This is a genomic window from Paracoccus onchidii, from assembly GCF_028294535.1.
Classification (GTDB): domain Bacteria; phylum Pseudomonadota; class Alphaproteobacteria; order Rhodobacterales; family Rhodobacteraceae; genus Paracoccus; species Paracoccus onchidii.
In genome coordinates, this window is sequence record NZ_JAQBIE010000037.1 from 1 (window position 1) to 19,047 (window position 19,047).

General features: G+C 59.4%; 17 protein-coding genes and 5 pseudogenes. 19 read left to right on the top strand and 3 right to left on the bottom strand.

Going from position 1 to position 19,047, the window contains the following annotated elements:
* Positions 1–182 precede the first annotated feature (182 nt).
* The 15 genes and pseudogenes from PAF17_RS18520 to PAF17_RS18590 form a co-directional block, all read left to right on the top strand.
* A pseudogene (locus PAF17_RS18520) lies at positions 183–702 on the top strand (transposase); the annotation flags it as partial.
* Positions 703–791: 89 nt separating this feature from the next.
* The gene (locus PAF17_RS18525) at positions 792–989 is read left to right on the top strand and encodes a hypothetical protein (protein ID WP_271890578.1); all 198 of its coding nucleotides are present in this window, start codon (positions 792–794) and stop codon (positions 987–989) included.
* The gene (locus tag PAF17_RS18530) at positions 986–1,396 is read left to right on the top strand and encodes a VRR-NUC domain-containing protein (protein WP_271890579.1); all 411 of its coding nucleotides are present in this window, start codon (positions 986–988) and stop codon (positions 1,394–1,396) included. The genes PAF17_RS18525 and PAF17_RS18530 overlap by 4 nt, the downstream gene beginning before the upstream one ends.
* Entirely contained in the window at positions 1,393–2,388 is a 996-nt protein-coding gene (locus tag PAF17_RS18535; RefSeq protein ID WP_271890580.1) for a helix-turn-helix domain-containing protein, read from the top strand. Before PAF17_RS18530 ends, PAF17_RS18535 begins: the two co-directional genes overlap by 4 nt.
* Positions 2,385–3,038 (top strand): hypothetical protein, encoded by a 654-nt coding sequence (locus PAF17_RS18540; RefSeq protein ID WP_271890581.1) that lies wholly within the window; start codon positions 2,385–2,387, stop codon positions 3,036–3,038. The genes PAF17_RS18535 and PAF17_RS18540 overlap by 4 nt, the downstream gene beginning before the upstream one ends.
* Before the next feature lie 76 nt (positions 3,039–3,114).
* Positions 3,115–3,528, top strand: coding sequence for an MbcA/ParS/Xre antitoxin family protein (locus PAF17_RS18545; protein WP_271890582.1), 414 nt, complete (start codon positions 3,115–3,117; stop codon positions 3,526–3,528).
* The gene (locus PAF17_RS18550) at positions 3,522–4,214 is read left to right on the top strand and encodes an RES family NAD+ phosphorylase (protein ID WP_271890583.1); all 693 of its coding nucleotides are present in this window, start codon (positions 3,522–3,524) and stop codon (positions 4,212–4,214) included. Before PAF17_RS18545 ends, PAF17_RS18550 begins: the two co-directional genes overlap by 7 nt.
* 197 nt (positions 4,215–4,411) lie before the next feature.
* Entirely contained in the window at positions 4,412–7,162 is a 2,751-nt protein-coding gene (locus PAF17_RS18555; RefSeq protein ID WP_271890584.1) for a class I SAM-dependent DNA methyltransferase, read from the top strand.
* The gene (locus PAF17_RS18560) at positions 7,159–7,785 is read left to right on the top strand and encodes a hypothetical protein (RefSeq protein ID WP_271890585.1); all 627 of its coding nucleotides are present in this window, start codon (positions 7,159–7,161) and stop codon (positions 7,783–7,785) included. Before PAF17_RS18555 ends, PAF17_RS18560 begins: the two co-directional genes overlap by 4 nt.
* The gene (locus PAF17_RS18565; RefSeq protein ID WP_271890586.1) at positions 7,782–9,833 is read left to right on the top strand and encodes a DEAD/DEAH box helicase; all 2,052 of its coding nucleotides are present in this window, start codon (positions 7,782–7,784) and stop codon (positions 9,831–9,833) included. Before PAF17_RS18560 ends, PAF17_RS18565 begins: the two co-directional genes overlap by 4 nt.
* Positions 9,823–11,010 (top strand): GIY-YIG nuclease family protein, encoded by a 1,188-nt coding sequence (locus PAF17_RS18570; protein WP_271890587.1) that lies wholly within the window; start codon positions 9,823–9,825, stop codon positions 11,008–11,010. Before PAF17_RS18565 ends, PAF17_RS18570 begins: the two co-directional genes overlap by 11 nt.
* 82 nt (positions 11,011–11,092) lie before the next feature.
* Positions 11,093–12,298 carry a phospholipase D family protein gene (locus PAF17_RS18575; protein ID WP_271890588.1) on the top strand — a complete coding sequence of 402 codons (1,206 nt, stop codon included), beginning with the start codon at positions 11,093–11,095 and terminating at the stop codon, positions 12,296–12,298.
* A gap of 521 nt (positions 12,299–12,819) precedes the next feature.
* Positions 12,820–12,948 (top strand): annotated as a pseudogene (locus PAF17_RS18580) (major capsid protein); the annotation flags it as partial.
* Positions 12,945–13,127: pseudogene (locus PAF17_RS18585) on the top strand (hypothetical protein); the annotation flags it as partial. The pseudogenes PAF17_RS18580 and PAF17_RS18585, both read left to right, overlap by 4 nt.
* Positions 13,106–13,282, top strand: coding sequence for a DUF7697 family protein (locus PAF17_RS18590; RefSeq protein ID WP_456299657.1), 177 nt, complete (start codon positions 13,106–13,108; stop codon positions 13,280–13,282). The pseudogene PAF17_RS18585 and the gene PAF17_RS18590, both read left to right, overlap by 22 nt.
* Here the strand turns inward: PAF17_RS18590 and PAF17_RS18595 are convergent.
* On the bottom strand, positions 13,272–13,652 hold the full coding sequence (locus PAF17_RS18595) for a type II toxin-antitoxin system VapC family toxin (RefSeq protein WP_271890590.1): 381 nt from the start codon (positions 13,650–13,652) through the stop codon (positions 13,272–13,274). The two genes, PAF17_RS18590 and PAF17_RS18595, sit on opposite strands and share 11 nt — an antisense overlap.
* On the bottom strand, positions 13,653–13,865 hold the full coding sequence (locus PAF17_RS18600) for an AbrB/MazE/SpoVT family DNA-binding domain-containing protein (RefSeq protein WP_271890591.1): 213 nt from the start codon (positions 13,863–13,865) through the stop codon (positions 13,653–13,655).
* Positions 13,866–13,934: 69 nt separating this feature from the next.
* Between PAF17_RS18600 and PAF17_RS18605 the strand changes: the two are divergent.
* From PAF17_RS18605 to PAF17_RS18615, 3 genes and pseudogenes are all read left to right on the top strand, one after another.
* A pseudogene (locus PAF17_RS18605) lies at positions 13,935–14,930 on the top strand (phage tail tape measure protein); the annotation flags it as partial.
* A pseudogene (locus tag PAF17_RS18610) lies at positions 14,918–16,981 on the top strand (baseplate multidomain protein megatron); the annotation flags it as partial. The pseudogenes PAF17_RS18605 and PAF17_RS18610, both read left to right, overlap by 13 nt.
* 52 nt (positions 16,982–17,033) lie before the next feature.
* Positions 17,034–17,813 (top strand): C1q-like domain-containing protein, encoded by a 780-nt coding sequence (locus PAF17_RS18615; RefSeq protein WP_271890594.1) that lies wholly within the window; start codon positions 17,034–17,036, stop codon positions 17,811–17,813.
* A 303-nt stretch (positions 17,814–18,116) separates the two neighbouring features.
* Here the strand turns inward: PAF17_RS18615 and PAF17_RS18620 are convergent, their stop codons facing one another.
* Complete coding sequence (locus PAF17_RS18620; protein ID WP_271890592.1) at positions 18,117–18,443, bottom strand: hypothetical protein; 327 nt, start codon at positions 18,441–18,443, stop codon at positions 18,117–18,119.
* A gap of 102 nt (positions 18,444–18,545) precedes the next feature.
* Between PAF17_RS18620 and PAF17_RS18625 the strand changes: the two genes are divergently transcribed.
* Positions 18,546–18,932 carry a hypothetical protein gene (locus PAF17_RS18625; RefSeq protein ID WP_271890593.1) on the top strand — a complete coding sequence of 129 codons (387 nt, stop codon included), beginning with the start codon at positions 18,546–18,548 and terminating at the stop codon, positions 18,930–18,932.
* Positions 18,933–19,047 lie beyond the last annotated feature (115 nt).

Sequence of the window (19,047 nt, forward strand, 5' to 3'; positions counted from 1 at the left end):
GCCCCGCGGTTTCGGGCGAGATTGGCCACGCCAGCATGACCGGCGTCATCATCGCGTATACGGTGGCGCTGACCGACCGGAAGGCAGTGAACATCGAGCCAATCTCGGCTCACGTCTATTGACCTCCCACGAGGTTTTTTCTCCATTTGGAATTAGAGTCCGACCCAACGAAGGGACGGACAATGAAGCGAACGAGATACAGCGAAGAACAGATCATCGGCATTTTGACCGAACATGAGGCCTGCGCGAAGTGCGCTGATCTGTGCCGCAAACACGGGATGTCGGAAGGCACCTTTTATGCCTGGAAGGCGAATTTTGGCGGGATGACGGTTTCCGACGCCAAGCGGCTGAAGGCGCTTGAGGATGAGAACACCAAGCTAAAGAAGTTGCTGGCGGAACAGATGCTGGATGCTGCGGCGATGAAGGAACTGCTCTCGAAAAAAATGGTAGGGCCCGCCGTGAAGCGCGAAGCCGTTGCGCATCTTCAGGCCGAGCTGGGCCTGTCGGAGCGGCGGGCCTGCCGCCTCGTTGGGGCAGATCGCAAGATGATCCGCTACCACTCCATCAGGCCGCCCGAGACGGAGCTGCGCCAACGGCTGCGGGATCTGGCCAATGAACGCCACCGGTCTCGCGATCGGCGTCTGTTCGTGCTGTTGCGCCGCGATGGCGAACCGTCAGGGATCAACCGTATCTACCGCCGCTCGGCTGTGCAGGACTGGCTGCAGGCTCAGGAGCGGCCCCGGGCAAAGCGTACCGGAGGGCGGAAATGATGAAGCCTGCCGAGCACACAAATGATCCGTGGCCTTGCGATTGCCTGCGCCGTTCTGGCCGATATGGCGCATCATCCCGACGCACGGGTGGTCATCGCCGCCCGGATCGTGACCACCCACAGCCGGAACAACGCCGAACGTAAAGAGGCTCACGACCTGCGGCAGTTGATTGAAGGCAGGAGTTCAGATGCGGCCAGCCCGCAAGGCGGTGCAGCATGAGCCTGCGACGCACCCCCGAAGCCGACATCCAGCGGTCGATCGTTCACATGCTGCGCGTCGTGCTGCCGCGCGGCTCCATCGTGCACCATGCTGCCAACGAAATCACATCCGGTGATCGCAGGGCCAAGCAGCGGCAGGCAATCCTGGTCGGCATGGGCGTTCATGCCGGTTTTGCCGATCTGATCATCCTGTCAGGCGGCAAGGTGCTGTTCCTCGAGGTGAAGAGCCGGACCGGCAAACTGCGCCCGTCCCAGGTTGAATTCCGCGACGCTGTAATCGCGCAGGGCTTCGGCTGGGCGCTGGTGCGCTCGGTCGACGACGCGCTGGGCGCACTGGCCGACTTTGGCTTCACAACGCGGGCTCAGGGGACCGGCGCTGCACGCCGGTCCGGGAGGGCCGAGACATGAGCCATAATGCGACCAACTGGGCCATCCAGCAGCGCGGCCTCAAGCCCACCACCAAGATCGTGCTCTGGCATCTGTGTGACCGGCACAACCCGGACTACGGCTGCTTCCCCTCGCAGCGTCTCCTTGCACATGACTGCGAGATCAGCCGATCGACCCTGAACGTCCATCTTGACCGGTTGGAGAAAGCGGGCCTCATCCGGCGCACAAATTGCTTCGATCCGGAGACCAAACGCCAGAGACCGACGCGATACTTTCTGGGCTTCGAGGTCCCGCTCGCGCCCGCTGGCAGCGACCCATGTCCTGAAACCGGACACGGGTTTGACGGCACTGACGCGCTCTCCAACCCTGCAATTGAGACCCCGTCAAACGCGGCGGGTGCAGCAAGGCCATGTCCGGATACCGGACACGGAGCCGTGTCCGGTTTTCGGGCCGACCCGTGTCCGGAAAATGGCCAATCCCGTGTCCGGAATCCGGACCATAACCCTGTAAGGGAACCTTTAAGAGAACCAGTAAAGGAGGAGGAGTGCGCGCAGGCGCGCGAGGAGGTCCCGGAAGAATTTTTCGGAAGACTGCTCGAGGCGCTGGGTTTTGATCCGGACGGCGCGCTCCCCAGCTGGTGGCAGGGCTGGCCTCCCCGCGAGCATGTCCGCCGCTGGCGTGATGATCTCGGCCTCAGCGAAGAACAGATCCTCGGGGTGGCAGAGGTGAGCCGCAGCGACCACCCTACCCCGCCTGACGGGCCCAAGGCTTTGGACCGCGCGATGGAGCGGGCAGCGCAATCGTCAGCGCCGTCGTCAGCGGCCAAGGCGAGGCACCGGAGAACCGCTGTCGCGAAGCCACCGGGCGACGACGAGGTCGCAGAGTTCTACGCCGGACTGGTGAACGCTGACGGCTATCTGCCTCCCAGCACCATCAACAACCGCATCCGTGAGTTGCTGCTCGCCCGCGATCTGGTCACTCCGGAACGTCTTCGAATGCGGGGTGTGCTATGAGCATTCACTCCCGCATCACCCGTCACGGCGGCAAGACCAAGCGCGCATTGGGCGTGCAGCAGATCCTCGAATGGGCGTTTCGCATTGAGAGGGCCCAGCTAGAGCTGCCGGAACCGACCGACCCGGAACATGTCGAGGGTTTCGGCTTCGGCCTTGAGTATGTCCTGCTGCAGCGTGCAGCTCTGGGCTGTCAGGTCGATGGCGGTCGGCACAAGATGGGCAGTTACACCCACGAGGATGCCGAGGTCATCGCCGCCATTGTTGCGGGTCTGCCCGACGCACTGGGCGGAAAACGCATGGCGATCCGTGTGGCAGAACTGGCCCGCGCCGGGCTGACGCCCGACTGGATGCCCGGCGCAGTGCCGCAATGCGTGCCGGTGGAAACCCGGCGCAACCAGCATGGTGAGAGATCGGTGACTGTGGTCGTCGGCACTGAGCGGGTGCTGTCGCGTGGCAAATGGCGCACGGTCGATGTAGTGGCCTGCCCCGTCACCTGGCGGCCGCATCCGGAGCAGATCTCGAGCGCGCGCCGGGCCTACGAGGACTGGTGGAATGCGCTGGACTGGTTGCGGGATGGGCTTTCACAGGGCGGGTTGTTACGTGACACGGAGGTCACGCCAGCGATGCCGAAACGAAGGCCTTGGCGATGATCCGCGATTTGATTGCTCATCGGACGCTATTGCCATTTGGCACATATGAATTATATATGTGCCAACGGAGGCAGCCATGCAGTTTGCAGAGATTCAATACACCAGTTCCCGCCCGGGGCTTCCCGCCATCTCCGATGAGGAAGCGGCGGCCCTTGCGCGTACTACCGTGAACCTGTTCCGGGCGTGGCAGCTGTCCGATATCGAGGCTCGAACGCTTCTGGGCGATATGGCCCAGCGTACATGGGCACGCTGGAAGCAAGGCGACATCGGGCGCATCGACCGCGACCTGCGTGCCCGCATGGCCATTCTGATGGGGATCCACAAAGGCCTGCGTTATCTCTTCTCGGATCCGGCCCGCGGCTATGACTGGATCAGAAAGCCCAACGCCAGCTTTGGCGGCATGAGTGCGCTTGACGTGATGATGCGCGGCGAGCTTACCGATCTTATCGATCTGCGCGCCTATCTGGATGCCGAGCGTGGCGCATGGTGACAGCGCCCGTACGGCGGGTGGTCTGGCCACGCAGCGTCCGGATCATCCGGACGATCTATCCGCCAATCGATCTCTTCGAGGACATTGCTGATCCGGCCGATTGGGAGGCCCTCACCTCGGCAGAAGCCAAGTTCAATCCGCGAATTCGCGACAGCATCGGCGATCTGTCGAAAGTCCCAGTGGCGCGGCGGGTGACCGGCACGGGAGCCAGTTGGGTGATGGCACCGTTCGTGCATTGCTCGCCGTTGCGCCCGGGTCGCTTCAGCGACGGCAGTTTCGGGTTTTACTACGCCGGTGACAGCACTGAGGTCGCCTTGGCAGAAACCATCTACCACCACAGCCGCATGATGCAGGCCACCGATGAGGAGCCTGGCTGGACCTCGCAGTTCCGCGAGTTGATCAGCTCCGTCGACACTGACCTTGATGACGTCACCGGTATGACCGATCTTCTGGACCCCGAAGACTATGCGGCTTCGCAGACCTATGGCGCTGAGCGGCGCGCGGCAGGGTCGAACGGGATCCACTGGCCCAGCCTGCGCTACACCGGCGGACACTGCGTCGCTCTGTTCTGGCCCGATGTCATTCCGATACCTACCCAAGGGGCGCATTTCGCCTATCACTGGAATGGCAGCACAGTCGATTACGTTAAGAAACTGGACAGCGGTGACGTGATGCGGGTTCAGTAGGTTTTACACGCAGGCAGAGAACGCTTGCACGCAAGCCACTGGAATTGCTTTTCTCTCATTCGATCGCCAGTATTCCCTTGAACCATTCGCACGCCGACACGCGCCTCACTGGAAAACCAAATGAATTATCAACTGAACGACATTTTGATGCGCGCCCGCAATAATGATCTGCCGCCATTCGGTGGGAGTGCTCGTATATGAACCCCGTCGAAATCGAACAGGCCATTTCCAATCTCGCGGAGGAGCCATTCAACGCAGAGGAATTTCCTTACGCGTTTCTTGAAGCTTTCGGGCGCAAGGCAACCGAGATCAAAAAGCTTCGCAAGGGTGACACCAACAAATCAGATCTCGGCGGCGTTCTTCAGCGCAACAATATCCACATCGCCACATGCGCTGCGGGTGAGGTCTCGGAAACCCTCGCCGCGCTCAAGGCCAGCCCCGCGACCACGAAGTTCAAGGCCAAGTTCATCCTCGCCACGGACGGGCGCGAATTTGAGGCTGAAGACCTTGTCGGCGGCGACACCGTGGCCTGCGCTTATCAGGATTTTCCTGACCATTTCGGAACCTTCCTGCCACTGGCCGGTATCTCCACCGTCAAGCAGATCCGCGAAAGTGCCTTTGATATTAAGGCCACCGGACGCCTCAACCGGCTTTATGTCGAATTGCTGAAAGATAACCCGGACTGGGGCACAGCCGAACGCCGCTCGGAGATGAACCACTTCATGGCGCGGCTGATCTTTTGCTTCTTCGCGGAGGATACCGACATATTTTCGACCGGCGACCTATTCACCGGCACAATTGACCGCATGTCCAACCGCGATGGCTCGAACACGCATGAGGTGATCTCAGAAATCTTCCGCGCGATGAACACCGCCATCGCGGATCGTGCCAGCGCCAACCTACCCCGATGGGCCGATGCCTTCCCCTATGTGAACGGCGGGCTGTTTTCTGGTTCGACCGAGGTGCCGCGTTTCTCCAAGATTGCGCAGCGCTATCTCAGCCATATCGGCGGGCTGGACTGGACCAAGATCAACCCCGACATTTTCGGCTCGATGATCCAAGCCGTCGCGGATGAGGGCGAACGCTCTGTCCTCGGGATGCACTACACATCCGTGCCGAACATCCTGAAGGTGCTGAACCCGCTCTTCCTCGATGACCTGAACGCCGCGCTGGAGGACGCAGGCGACAATGCCCGCAAGCTGCTGAACCTGCGGAACCGCATCGCCAAGATCCGGGTGTTTGATCCGGCCTGCGGATCGGGCAATTTCCTTGTCATCGCCTACAAGCAGCTCCGCGCGATAGAGGCCGAGATCAACCGCCGTCGGGGTGAGGCAGATCGCAAGACGGACATCCCTCTGACCAACTTCCGAGGCATCGAGATCCGGGACTTCTCGGCCGAGATCGCCCGGCTGGCGCTGATCATCGCGGAATACCAGTGCGACGTGACCTATCGCGGCCAGAAGGAAGCGCTGGCCGAGTTTCTGCCGCTGGACAGTCAGAACTGGATCACCTGCGGCAACGCGCTGCGGCTCGACTGGCTGTCGATCTGCCCGCCGACGGGCACTGGAGTGGAGTTTCAGTCTGAAGACCTGTTTCAGACACCGCTTGATCAGGCGCAGATCGACTTCGAGAATGAGGGGGGGGAAACCTACATCTGTGGCAACCCGCCTTATCTCGGATCGAAATGGCAAAGCAAAGAGCAGAAAGACGAGCTCAAGGCTATTTTTGATGGCCGATCAGACAACTGGAAGACACTGGATTATGTGGCAGGTTGGCTGATGAAAGCTGCTGATTTTGGGCAGCACACCGTCTGCACCTCCGCCTTTGTTTCGACGAATTCTATTTGCCAAGGTCAGCAAGTTTCCGCCATTTGGCCGGCGATTTTCGAGACGGGGCATCATATCCAGTTTGCTCACACATCATTCAAGTGGTCGAACTTGGCGAGTCACAATGCGGGCGTGACTGTTGCCATCATCGCGATCTCGAATTTGACTGGACGTCCGCGCAAAATATTCAGCCTCGATGCGGACGGTAACGTAGCTGTAAAAGTAGCGGATAATATCAACGCCTACTTGGTAGCCGGTCGTGATGTGGAGGTTCGAAAAGCTACAAAGCCTATAAGTAGACTTTCCACAATGGTGTACGGAAACGTCGAAAAGGCGGGTGGTCACCTGTCGCTATCTTCTGACGAAGTTGAGGAATTAGACTTAACCCAAGAACAGAAAGAAAAGTTCATCAGGCGTTTCTTTGGTTCCGAGGAGTTTATCAACGGAAAGGCGCGGTTTTGCCTATGGATCGAAGATGAACATCTTGAAGAGGCGATGGCGATACCAAAAATCGCCAGGAGAATTGAAGGCGTCCGAAAAATGAGGTCGGAGAGCGTGGCGGCGGCCACTCGTGCAAAAGCCGAGGTGGCACATAAGTTCTGGATTATCTTAGGAGCGCCCCAAAGCCACACAATCGTTGTGCCAGGTGTCAGTTCAGAAAACAGGCCTTTTTTGCCGGTGGGTGTACTGGGCTCCGATGCCATCCTTTCAAATCGCAATTTTGCCATTTACGACGCTCCGATTTGGAACATGGCGCTGATTGCATCAAGGCTTCATTGGGTTTGGATCGGAACGGTATGTGTGAGGATGCGAACTGATTTCAGCTATTCCAATACTTTAGGGTGGAACGCATTCCCCGTCCCAAAGCTGACCGAGAAAAACCGCGAAGACCTGACCCGCTGCGCCGAAGACATCCTTCTGGCGCGCGAGGCGCATTTCCCAGCCACCATCGCCGATCTCTACGACCCCGAAAAGATGCCCGCCAACCTCCGCTCCGCCCACGATCGCAATGACGAGACCCTGGAACGCATCTACATCGGCCGCCGCTTCAAGAACGACACCGAACGGCTGGAAAAATTGTTCGACATGTACACCAAGATGACGACGAAGGTGGCATCATGATAGAGGCGGTTATTGGATTCGTCGGCGTGATTATCGGAAGCTTCATCACCGTGGCCAAAGAGGTTGTCCTGACCCGTTTGGAGCGAAAGCGGAATGGCACATATTCGGCGATGCGCGTCGTTTGCGAACTGGACCACTTCGTCGATACTTGTGTTGGCGTGGTTTGTGATGACGGAACTGTTGAGGGGTTTCTTGCCGGTAAGTCGGATGACGGGCACGAGTATGCTGCTGCTCAAGTCGAATGCCCAAAGGAGCTGACCTTTGCAGATGACATTGATTGGAAGAGCATCGGCGGCGGGCTGATGTACCGTGCTCTGGCGCTACCCAACAGGCTTGCACAAGCGAACAGATTTGTTGATTTCTGGGGGCGAACGCCCTCCTTTCCCTATTTGACCGAGTATTTTGAAGCTCGCCAGGAAAGCTATTCCGAACTCGGAATGGAGGCACTGGCACTCGCTGCTGACTTGCGCGGAATGTTTGGTATCCCTCCCCGCCACGACCCGAACTGGAAAGCAGGCAGGGATCCGAAGGCCATTTTTCAAGAAACTCTGAGCAAGTTCCAGAAGCCTTCCAAGGCGGAATCTACTCCAATGCCTGCTGCTCCGCAGGAGGGCACCAAATGACCAGCATTAAGTCAGTTCCTTCGGTTTCCGTCACCTACGCACGCGATGGCAGTTCCACCAAGTCGAACGAGCTCGGCATGCGCGCCATGCAGGAACGCGCCTATGAGAAACGGGGCGAACAGTACCTGCTGATTAAGTCACCGCCAGCCTCCGGCAAAAGCCGTGCACTCATGTTCATCGCTCTAGACAAACTTGCCAATCAGGGGCTGAAACAAGCAATCATTGTGGTGCCGGAGAAATCGATCGGGTCGAGCTTCAACGATGAGCCGCTGTCAAAATTCGGTTTTTGGGCTGATTGGGTGGTTGCGCCGCGCTGGAACCTTTGTAATGCTCCGGGTGGTGACAGCGGCAAGGTAGGCGCACTGGGCAAGTTCCTAGAGAGTGACGATCGGATTCTTGTCTGCACCCATGCCACCTTTCGCTTCGCAGTGGAGAAATTCGGGATTGCGGCTTTCGACGATCGTCTGATCGCCGTGGACGAGTTTCACCACGTCTCGGCCAATCCCGATAACAAGCTGGGCGCGCATCTCGGCAACCTGATCACCCGAGACAAAGTGCATGTCGTGGCGATGACCGGTTCATACTTTCGGGGCGACACTGAAGCCGTTCTGGCGCCGGAAGACGAAGCCCGGTTCGAGACCGTGACCTATACCTATTACGAGCAGCTCAGTGGCTACACCTATCTGAAAACGCTCGACATCGGCTATTTTTTCTACAGCGGATCCTATGCCGACGATCTTCTGAAAGTGTTGGACCCGACCGAAAAGACCATCCTGCATATCCCGAACGTCAATTCGCGGGAGAGCACCAAAGACAAGCACCGCGAGGTTGAACACATCATTGATGCGCTGGGCGACTGGCAGGGCACGGACCCGGTCACCGGCTTCCAGCTGGTGAAATGCCCGGACGGGCGCACCATCCGCATTGCCGATCTTGTTGACGACGAGCCCGCGAAACGCGACCGGGTTTCAGCCGCGCTGAAAGATCCCAGCCAGAAGAACAATCGCGACCATATCGATATCATCATCGCGCTGGGCATGGCGAAGGAAGGGTTTGACTGGATCTGGTGCGAACACGCTCTGACTGTCGGATATCGATCGAGCCTCACCGAAATCGTTCAAATCATCGGCCGCGCGACCCGCGATGCAAAAGGCAAAATCCACGCTCGCTTCACCAATCTGATCGCGGAGCCGGATGCGTCGGAGGAAGCGGTCAGCGAAGCCGTCAACGACACGCTCAAGGCCATCGCGGCCAGTCTGCTTATGGAGCAGGTCCTGACGCCCAAGTTCGAGTTTAAGCCCAAGACCCCCGCCAATACGGCGCAGGACGGCTTTGACTATGGCGAAGACGGGTATGACCCGAATAAGTGCAATGTCGGCTTCAACGACGAAAGCGGCAAGTTCCAGATCGAGATTAAGGGGCTGACTCAACCCAAAAGCCCCGAGGCCAACCGCATTTGCCAGAACGATCTGAACGAGGTGATCGCCGCCTTCGTGCAGGACAAGACCACGATCGAGAGAGGCTTGTTTGACGAAGAACTTGTCCCGGAAGAACTGACACAGGTTCGCATGGGCAAAATCGTAAAAGCCAGATTCCCGGAGCTGGACGATGAGGATCAGGAAGCCGTCCGGCAACATGCCGTCGCGGCGCTGAACTTTACGCAACAGGCCAAGCTAGCAATCCTCGGCGACGACCAGGAGGCCACGACCAACACCGCTTTCGTGGACGGGGTTCGCCAGTTCGCCATGAATGTCCGTGATCTCGACATAGACCTGATCGACCGGATCAACCCGTTCAGCGAGGCCTACGCGATCCTGGCCAAGACGATGAACGAAGAGAGTCTGAAACAGGTGGCCGCAGTCATTCAGGCCAAAAAAATCAAGCTCACGCCGGAAGAGGCCCGCGATCTAGCCAAGCGGGCCGTCAAGTTCAAGCAGGAACGCGGTCGGCTGCCTTCGCTGACTTCAACCGATGCCTGGGAAAAGAAAATGGCGGAGGGGGTCGCCTTTCTGGCGCGGATGAAGCAGGAGGCGATGAATGGCAAATGAATTCACTGATGACGACGACGCCCTCCTGTCCGAGCTGGGCATTGAGGTAGAGCAAAAGAAACACGCGGCGCGTACACCGCGCGAAGAGCGGATCATCGCTGGGTTCGAAGACATTCAGAAATTCGTCGCCGAGCACGGGCGCCCGCCCCGCCATTCAGTCGATGGCGACATTTTCGAACGCCTGTATGCGGTTCGTCTGGATCGGATTCGTGAATTGCCCGAGGCAAGAAACCTGCTGGCCGATCTTGACCACGAGAACCTAGCGGCAGGCGCTGAAGTGGCGGAGAGCGCCGAAGACCTGGACGACGATGCCATTTTGGCCGAACTGGGCATCGAAGTAGAGCAAAGCCCCATTACTGAGCTGAAGCATGTCAGATCAGCCGCCGAGAAGAAGGCCGCCGAGGACGTCGCCAACCGGCAGAAATGTGAAGATTTCGAAACTTTCAGGCCACTTTTTGAAAAAGTCCAGCGGGAGCTGGACCAGGGCGATCGCGAAACCCGGCCGTTCGAACTCAAGGCCGAAATCCAAAAAGGGCGATTTTTCATCGTCGAAGGCCAAAAAGCCTATGTGGCCGAAATGGGAGAGGCAACCCTTACCGATCAGGGGCGCACCGATGCCCGGCTTCGGGTGATTTTCGACAACGGCACAGAAAGCAACATGCTGATGCGATCCCTGCAACGCGCGCTGAATAAGGACGATGCAGGACGCAGGATCACAGACCCCGTAGCGGGACCGCTGTTCTCCGACACGGCCAATGAAGGCGACGACACCACAGGCACAATCTATGTGCTGCGCAGCAAATCCGATCATCCTATTGTCGCTGCCAACCGCGACCTCGTTCACAAGATCGGGGTCACGACGCTCAGTGTGGAAAAGCGGATTGCAGGCGCGCAACTTCAGCCGACATTTCTGATGGCTGCGGTCGAGATTGTGGCGACTTACGAGCTCTACAACATCAACCAGACTAGGCTGGAGAACCTGATCCACCGGATTTTTGACTCTGCGCGGCTGGATATCCAAATTCCCGACCGTTTTGGACGACCGGTCAAAGCGCGCGAGTGGTTTCTGGTCCCGCTCTTCGTGATCAACGAGGCGGTGGAAAAGATCCGAAACGGAACAATCAAAAACTTCGTGTATGATCCAAACTCGGCAGCGCTGGTTGAGCGAAATCTATGAGTCCGCAATAGCTTCCGTTAGGAAATTCGATATGGTTCTCACGCTCTGTCGGACGGAAATGGAAATTTAAAGGGAGGGTCGAATGGGCGTCCAGTTACTCGATGCACTAGGCGTCTCTCGACAGCTCACAAGACTGATCCATCAGCACGATGAAATTCATATGGCTGTTGCTTGGGGCTTCAACGGCCCCGTCGCGGACAGGCTCCTGAACCAACCAGAGAAAATCCGCTCTGTCACTTTTGGCATCGGTTTTTGCCAGACTGATCCAGATCTGATTGACCGGCTAGTGGGCGTAAGAAACACCTATGTCGCCACTATGGATAAAGGCACATTCCATCCTAAGCTCTATTACTTCCGCAGCAGTGACATTGCGGAAGCGATTATTGGAAGTTCCAACTTCACCCGAGGCGGCCTAGGTACGAACTGCGAAGCCAGCGTCCATATCAAGGGACCAAGTGGCGCTCCGGTCTTCAAGCAAATCCGCGAGGAACTGGACCGGCACGTTCCAATTCGCAGAAGAATCACGGCAGAGCTTGCCGCCAGCTATCGGTTACAGTTTTTCGCAGCTCAAGCGCTGCCCAGACCAAAAAACCCCGTTCTTCCTAGCAAGGATCCGGTAACTCGTCGCCTGGCATCACCACTGGTCACAATGACATGGGAACAGTATGCGCGGGCAGCAAAGTCCAGCCCGCATCACGACTTCGACGAGCGGCTAGATCTCCTTCGAAGGTGCCAGACGTTGTTTGCCAGTGTTGGCTCGTTTGCGTCCTTGGCAACATCCGAAAGGAAAGCGATCGCTGGCGTAATAGGGCATAGCGAAACGAAGAGAGCCAACTTGGACGATCACGACTGGGCGTGGTTTGGGTCAATGAAGGGCGCTGGAAAATTCGCGAACCGTATTGCCGAGAATGACGATTTTCTCGCGGCAGCAATCGATTCCATCCCGCGCCACGGCGACGTGACGGATGATCACTTCAAGACATATTGTAAGTACTTCCGATTGGCTTTCCGGAACTCGGGCGGCGAGAACGCCATCGCCACGGCCACCCGGCTATTGGCGGTGAAACGTCCCGATACTTTTGTTTGTGTTAGTGAACCAAACAGGAAGAGACTGTGCGAAGCGCTTAACATTAAGCCGTCTTCTCTGGACCTAAAAAAATACTGGGACTTGGTCATCGAACCAATCAGGATGTCTGATTGGTACAACGCGGCACGCCCAACCGGAAAACCAGCGCAGCTTTGGGATGGGCGCGCAGCCATGCTCGACGCGATTTACTACGAACCTTGATGACCCAAGCTGATCTTAAACAGCCAAAGCCGTCGATCCTCGGTATCGCAGAGTATATTATTAGGAAATTTAAAGCGTGTCCCAGCTGTTGACAGACCTGCCCCTCTTGACTCATAAAAGAACAATCGGAGAACTTTGGCAGACTGAGCTATCTGCTATCAATTTCCCACTCACCACCCCCTCCCAATGGTTCCTCCCCGGCCCCGTTTGTATACGGGGGGGCTTGGCGCAGCATTTCGCCAGCGACAGTGGATTTCACCGGGGAATCCACTTGGAATCCACCTGACCGAAGTCGGTGAGGTAAACCAAAATATATCAGAAGCTTAGGCGAAGCAGCCTTCCTTGAGGTGGATTCCAGAACGGAATCCAGGGCATCCACCTTTCGGAAGCCACCCCGACGGAATCCACCGCGTGGAATCCACCTTGCCCGCGCGCCCACACCAGACACGAACGAGCCCTCATGGACCTTGTCTTTGCTCCAAGCCAGATCGAGAGCTGGCCGATCGACCGGCTGCGCCCCTATCCTGAACCTGCTGCCCTCCGTGCCGCTGGGCGGCCCCGCCACCGTCGGCACCCGCGAGGGCCGCGCGATGCGCAGCTTCGCCCTGCCGTGGATCCCGCATGATGACGTGATACTGCCCGCCGATATGTGCTGCCCTCGGGCGAGACTTTCACCTTCACGGTGCATGCCGTCTATCTGCCGCGCCCGCGCATCGAGATTTCCGGACCGCAGGGTGTGCAGGCCACATTCGACTGGCAGGCCGCCCGCGACAGTACTCTTGGCCGGATGTGCACCGCCAGCTGCGCGTGCTGCCCGGCGCAGTCATAGGCTGGGATATGACGGCGGCTCTGTCGCTGGCGGAGGCGCTGGGTGTGCCGCCCATAGCTGCGGCCGAACTGCTGCCTGTCATCGAGGCGGCGATGGTGACGAAGATGAATGAACAGATGGCAGAGACGGATCGCGGCTCCGCACTTACCCCGTGATCTTGCTGATCAGCGTGACGCCGGGCAGCCCGTCAAAATGCGCATCGCAGGTCAGCAACTCCGCACCATGCGCCTGTGCGGTGGCAAAGATGATCGCATCGGCAGTGGCAAGCCTGTGGCTGCGACAGGCTTCAGCTCCCGCCAGCGCGGTATCGGTATCGAGCGGCACTACCTGACAGATCTGGGTGAAGGCGATCACCTGATCGGCCTTGTCCTCGCCAATCTCGCGTGTGAGCCATTTGGCAAGCTCCAGCTGCACCATCGTGGGCACCAGCCAGTCGGCCTGTTCCGGCAGATGCGTGGCGACCTTCTCGCCCGTCGCGGAGCCGATCAGCCATTCGATCCAGGCGGAGGTATCGACAAGGACCATTCAGACGCGGTCGGTGCGGTCGCGGTAACCGGTGGCCGAGGCGCCTTTGGCCAGACCCTGCAGCGTCTCGCGCTTCGGCACCGGCACCAGCAACACGCCGGTGCCTTTCGGGATGAAGGCAAAGGTCAGCCCCGCCTCCCAGTGCTGGGCGCTGCGGATCGCCTTGGGGATCGAGATCTGGAATTTCGAAGACAGCGTCGCGGTCTCGGACATGGTCATACCCATCATTGATCGATGACTAAAACGTAAGACGACGCGCGCCGGAAATCAAGGAAACAGAACATGGCAGAAAAACGCGTCAGCGTCCGGCTGGCTGCCGTCGGTGGCCGACAGGTGCGCGCCGAACTGGAAGGCGTCGGTGAAGCCGGATCGCGCGGCTTTGGCCGCTTGTCCCGTGAGATGGAAGCCGCAAACGCCCGGATGGCGGCATTTTCGCGGAGGGTGAAGGTCGCGTCCGCCGCTGCGGTCGCCGCTGCCACGGCCGCCGGTGTCGCCATGGTGCGGACTGGCCTGCAAACCGTCGATGCACAGGCCAAGCTGGCCCAGTCGCTGGGCACGACGGTGGCCTCGATCCAGACGCTGGAGCGTGCCGGTGATCTGGCCGGTGTCTCGATGTCCGGTATGGAGCAGGCGACCAAGGATCTGACGCGCCGTCTCAGTCAGGCAGCCGCCGGTACTGGTCCCGCCGCCGACGCACTCGACCGGCTCGGGCTGTCCGCGACAGACCTGATCGCCCTGCCCCTCGACCAGCGGGTCGGCGCGATCAACGCCGCCATTGAGAGTTTCGTGCCCGTCGCTGAGCGCGCGGCAGTTGCCGGACAACTCTTCGGCGAGGAAGGCTCAATTGCCATGTCGCGCATCGACACCGCAACACTGCGGCAGGCGACCGAGGACGTGCGGGCCTTCGGTATTTTGGTCTCCGAGCAGGACGCCGATCAGATCGAGCGCACCAATGACGCGATCTCGCGGCTCGGGTTGATCTGGCGCGGGCTGTCGAACCAGCTCGCGGTTGCGGCGGCTCCGGCACTGGAAGCGGTCGCCGAGGCCATGGCAGTCGTCGCCAGCCGGACCGGGCCGCTTGGCATCGCGATCCGGGGGCTATTCGACAATATCGGCCGTCTGACCACCTACGCCGCCACCTTTGCCGGTTTCCTCGCCGGGCGCTGGGTGGCGGGACTTGCGGCGGCGGCGCTTTCGGTGCGCGGTCTGGCCACGGCCCTGGTCGTCCTGCGCGGTGCGTTGATCCGCACCGGCATCGGCGCGCTGATCCTTACAGCGACAATACCGCGACCACCGGTCAACCCGCCTTCCCATGGCGCGGCCGGATTACCTGCTCACCTGCTGCGGGCTACGCCGGGTCGATCGACAAGACGGCCGACGCCGCCGCGCAGGTCTCAGCGTTCTTTGGCAGCGCGCAGCCTTCCGTCTTCAGTGTTTCAGGCACATCCGTCAGCTGGACCGGTCCCTCCAGCGAATGGGGTGTCCGGCGCATGATCCTGCATTATGCGCATCTTTGTGCGGCGGCTGGCGGCGTCGATGCCTTTCTGATCGGCTCCGAGATGCGCGGACTCACCACGATCCGCGACGGCGCGGCCAGCTATCCGGCTGTTGACGCGCTGCGCCAGCTTGCGGCGGATGTCCGCGCCATTCTCGGGCCGGACACAAGGATCAGCTATGCCGCCGACTGGTCGGAGTATTTCGGGCATCATCCCGATGACGGCAGCGGCGATGTATTCTTCCATCTCGATCCGCTCTGGGCCGATGATGAAATCGATTTCGTCGGCATCGACATTTACATGCCGCTCTCGGACTGGCGTGACGGGTTTGAACACCTCGATGCGAAAGACGGCTGGCCCGCGATCTACGACCGCGCCTATCTGCAATCGAACATCGCCGGTGGCGAAGGGTTTGACTGGTTCTATGCGTCTGACGCCGACCGCTCCGCGCAGATCCGCACGCCAATCACGGATGGCGCTCACGGCAAGCCCAGGGTCTTCCGGTGCAAGGATCTGCGCAGCTGGTGGTCGAACGAACATTTCGACCGGCCGGGCGGCGCGGAGACAGGAGCGCCGACAACATGGGTGCCACAGTCAAAACCGGTCCGCTTCACCGAGATCGGCTGTCCGGCGATTGACCGGGGCACCAACCAGCCGAACGTGTTTTTCGATCCGAAATCCTCTGAGAGCGAGGTGCCGTATTTTTCGCGCGGCTGGCGGGATGACGCGATCCAGCGGGCCTATCTTGAGGCAATGCACCTTTTCTGGGGCGAGGCGACGAACAATCCTGTCTCCGGCATAACAGGCAACCGCATGGTCAATATGGGAGAATGCGCCGTCTGGACATGGGACGCGCGCCCCTACCCGTTCTTTCCGGAACTCACCGATGTCTGGAGCGATGGCGAAAACTGGCGCCTCGGTCACTGGCTGACCGGCAGGCTGGGCAGCGTCGCGCTTGCCGCACTCGTGCGCCATCTGTGCCTGCGCGCCGGTTTGCCTGCTGAGCGCATTGATGTGTCCGGTCTCTGGGGTGCGATCGAGGGTTACGCAATCAACGCAATCGAGGCGCCGCGCAATGCGCTGACGACGCTGGGGCGGCATTTCGGGTTCGACGCCGTCGAGAGCGAAGGCGTGATCCGCTTCTTCATCCGTGGTCGGGCGGCCGTGGCATCTCTCTCCTTCAATGATCTGGTCGCTTCGGATGCTGAAAGCGGAAACGGCGAGCCAATCGAGCTCACCCGGGCGCAGGAGACCGAGCTGCCGCAGGCGCTGAAGTGGCAGATCGCCCGCGCCGATGAAGATTATGATGCCGCCATGGTCGAAGCGCGTCGCATCACCGTCGCCTCGGACCGGATCAGCAGCGAGAGCTTTCCGATGGCGGTACCGCCCGAGGAAGCAGAGCGACGTTGCCGCCGGGCGCTGATGGAAGCCTGGGCCGGGCGCGAGACGGCCAGCTTCCGCCTGCCGCCATCCCGCCTCGCCCTTGATCCGGCCGATGTTGTCGCACTCGACCATGACGGCCGGATCACTGAATACCGTTTGACGAATATTGCCGACGGTGAAGCACGGATGATCGAAGGCGTCCGGCAGGACCGCGAGACAGGTTCTCTGCCACCCGGCAATCCGCGTCCGACCTCACCGGAGCGCCCGATGGTGTTTGGTGCCCCTGATGTCGTTCTGCTGGACCTGCCACAGGTGTCAGAGGATGTGGCAGCACACCGTCCCCTCATTGCCGTAAATGCCGCGCCATGGCCCGGCGAGGTTGCAGTGTACCGCAGCGCTGCCGAGGATGGGTTTGAGCTGCTCACCAGCGTCAGTCGCCGCGCAAAGATGGACCCGCCTTGCGCCACGCCCCGGGTGGCGGGCCTGGATCGAAGACGAAGCCATGCTGGTCGTGTTTGATGGTGTGGATTGGAAAGACCTTACACCGACGGCGCTGCAGGAGCTTTTGCTGCTCGGCATCGGCACCTCGGCCGATGCAGCCAACCCGTTCTCCGCCAAGCTTAACGCTGCGCTCTGGACGGCGCTGACCACCGGTGAGGGCGGCACCGGTGATCTGTTCTACACCATGAACAAGGAGGCCGCCGCGCGGGATCTCGGGCTGACGCTGCAGACCGGGTACGTCACCAAGGCACTACTGGGACTATTCGGATCCGACAATCTCCGGCTCGCCGTGTCCGAAGATGGCAGCGCTTTTTCTGACGCCCTCATTGTGGACAGGCTGACCGGCATCATCGACCAGCCGCGCCTGCCCCGGTTCAAGGCATACACCAATTACGACAACTATGTCGGCACCGACAGCTGGACGACGATCGCGATCAATAACACCGAACACAACGACCAGAGCGCGTTTGACGCCGCGAACAACCGCTTCATCGCGCCGGTTGCGGGCACCTATCTGTTCGGCGCGTCGCTTATGTTCAAAACCAACGGCAGCACGGCGTCGCGCATGAGTGGACGTTTGGTTAAAAACGGAACAGCCGAAATCAGAGGCGCACTGGGCGAAGTCTCCGGCACGCATGTTTCGGAGGCCACGACGCTCTGGCTGCAGACGATGGTGAGGCTGGACGCGGACGACAGCGTCGAGCTGGAGGGGTGTTTCCGCGCGTCTGATGGGTATTTTGCGGCGGACCACACGACATTCTGGGGCGTTAAGGTCGGGTGACTTTCTACGCTACGGCAAGTCTGGCTTTGTTACTTAGCAACAATACCTGCCGTTCGCTGCGGACAACATCAAGGTCTCCGATGCGGACGGAACTCACCTTCGCTACGCATGCGCCAATGGCCGGTGTTGTCAAATGCTATCGATAGCAAGTAGCCGTTGGAAGGTGTCGCATGGCTCCTATTTGTGAGATGAAAATCACAACGAAATCAATAAGACTGTTGAAGAACTGCGGCTATCCACAAATGACATTGCTAATCGTGGCAATCCCGGAAATGTCGATGACGACAAACGGGGTTGGATCTGTTAGCCAAATACCGCCACTCCTTCCAACCAGACGCGGAGCCCGGCCGCAAAGGTCAAAACGCCGCCCAGCAGCAACATGGCAAGACTGGCAATTGTCTCGATCCGCAAGAGCGAATCGACGATCCGACATCCAGGATACGTGCTGCCCAGTCTTCTTGTTGCGTTTGTTCGCCAGACAAGAAAAACAGCGATCATCGCGAAGACGGTGGTCATGACCAGATTGATGGACAACTGCCCGGTGTCCCTGCTGAAAGCGCCGACAACAGTTACGACCGAGAGTGTCAGCCAGGATAGAGCAGCCATGTGGCCGGAGACCGTATTCAGCATTCCTTCGCCTCGCATGTATCGGCATACGTCAGCGGCCAGTCTTCTCCTCAAAAAATTGCCAACTTCGGTACGCTAGTTTAACAATTGGAGCAGAAAAATTGGATGGGCAAGGTGCAGAAGGCAAATTCTCATCGCGGTCCGAGATTCAAAAGATTGGGCTGTGTCACCTTCGTGTCCCCGAAAAAATCCACCATCGACGATAGAACGGTTTTCTTTTTTGAGCGCAAGGATTGCGACCTGCCATACTATCGCGGATATCCAGTCGGCCTCAGTTTGACCGGCTGCCTGATCATCCTTGCATCTGTCGCAGTGGCTTTCGCGGTGCTCATGGCAACGCAGCCAAAGTTTCATACAGGGCTGGCCGGTTTCATCCCGCCTTTGCTTTTCGTATCAATTCCACTCGTTGCGCTCGCGGCCGTCGCCGCGCTTCGGGCCCCTCTCGCACTGTTCCGGCCAATCCGGGCCAGAGACATTGGTGTGATTATCTGAATAGCCCCGCGTTTCCTAGACGCCTTCGGGTCTCGGTTTCCGCTGCCGTTCGAACTCTACGGGCGACAGCATCCCGTTTCTCGCATGCTTGCGCTTCGGATTGTAGAACATCTCG

Coding starts and splice junctions, on each gene's coding strand:
- PAF17_RS18525 (WP_271890578.1), top strand. CDS start 792: ATGATCCGTGGCCTTGCGATTGCCTGCGCCGTTCTGGCCGATATGGCG.
- PAF17_RS18530 (WP_271890579.1), top strand. CDS start 986: ATGAGCCTGCGACGCACCCCCGAAGCCGACATCCAGCGGTCGATCGTT.
- PAF17_RS18535 (WP_271890580.1), top strand. CDS start 1,393: ATGAGCCATAATGCGACCAACTGGGCCATCCAGCAGCGCGGCCTCAAG.
- PAF17_RS18540 (WP_271890581.1), top strand. CDS start 2,385: ATGAGCATTCACTCCCGCATCACCCGTCACGGCGGCAAGACCAAGCGC.
- PAF17_RS18545 (WP_271890582.1), top strand. CDS start 3,115: ATGCAGTTTGCAGAGATTCAATACACCAGTTCCCGCCCGGGGCTTCCC.
- PAF17_RS18550 (WP_271890583.1), top strand. CDS start 3,522: ATGGTGACAGCGCCCGTACGGCGGGTGGTCTGGCCACGCAGCGTCCGG.
- PAF17_RS18555 (WP_271890584.1), top strand. CDS start 4,412: ATGAACCCCGTCGAAATCGAACAGGCCATTTCCAATCTCGCGGAGGAG.
- PAF17_RS18560 (WP_271890585.1), top strand. CDS start 7,159: ATGATAGAGGCGGTTATTGGATTCGTCGGCGTGATTATCGGAAGCTTC.
- PAF17_RS18565 (WP_271890586.1), top strand. CDS start 7,782: ATGACCAGCATTAAGTCAGTTCCTTCGGTTTCCGTCACCTACGCACGC.
- PAF17_RS18570 (WP_271890587.1), top strand. CDS start 9,823: ATGGCAAATGAATTCACTGATGACGACGACGCCCTCCTGTCCGAGCTG.
- PAF17_RS18575 (WP_271890588.1), top strand. CDS start 11,093: ATGGGCGTCCAGTTACTCGATGCACTAGGCGTCTCTCGACAGCTCACA.
- PAF17_RS18595 (WP_271890590.1), bottom strand. CDS start 13,652: ATGGTCCTTGTCGATACCTCCGCCTGGATCGAATGGCTGATCGGCTCC.
- PAF17_RS18600 (WP_271890591.1), bottom strand. CDS start 13,865: ATGTCCGAGACCGCGACGCTGTCTTCGAAATTCCAGATCTCGATCCCC.
- PAF17_RS18615 (WP_271890594.1), top strand. CDS start 17,034: ATGCTGGTCGTGTTTGATGGTGTGGATTGGAAAGACCTTACACCGACG.
- PAF17_RS18620 (WP_271890592.1), bottom strand. CDS start 18,443: ATGCTGAATACGGTCTCCGGCCACATGGCTGCTCTATCCTGGCTGACA.
- PAF17_RS18625 (WP_271890593.1), top strand. CDS start 18,546: ATGGGCAAGGTGCAGAAGGCAAATTCTCATCGCGGTCCGAGATTCAAA.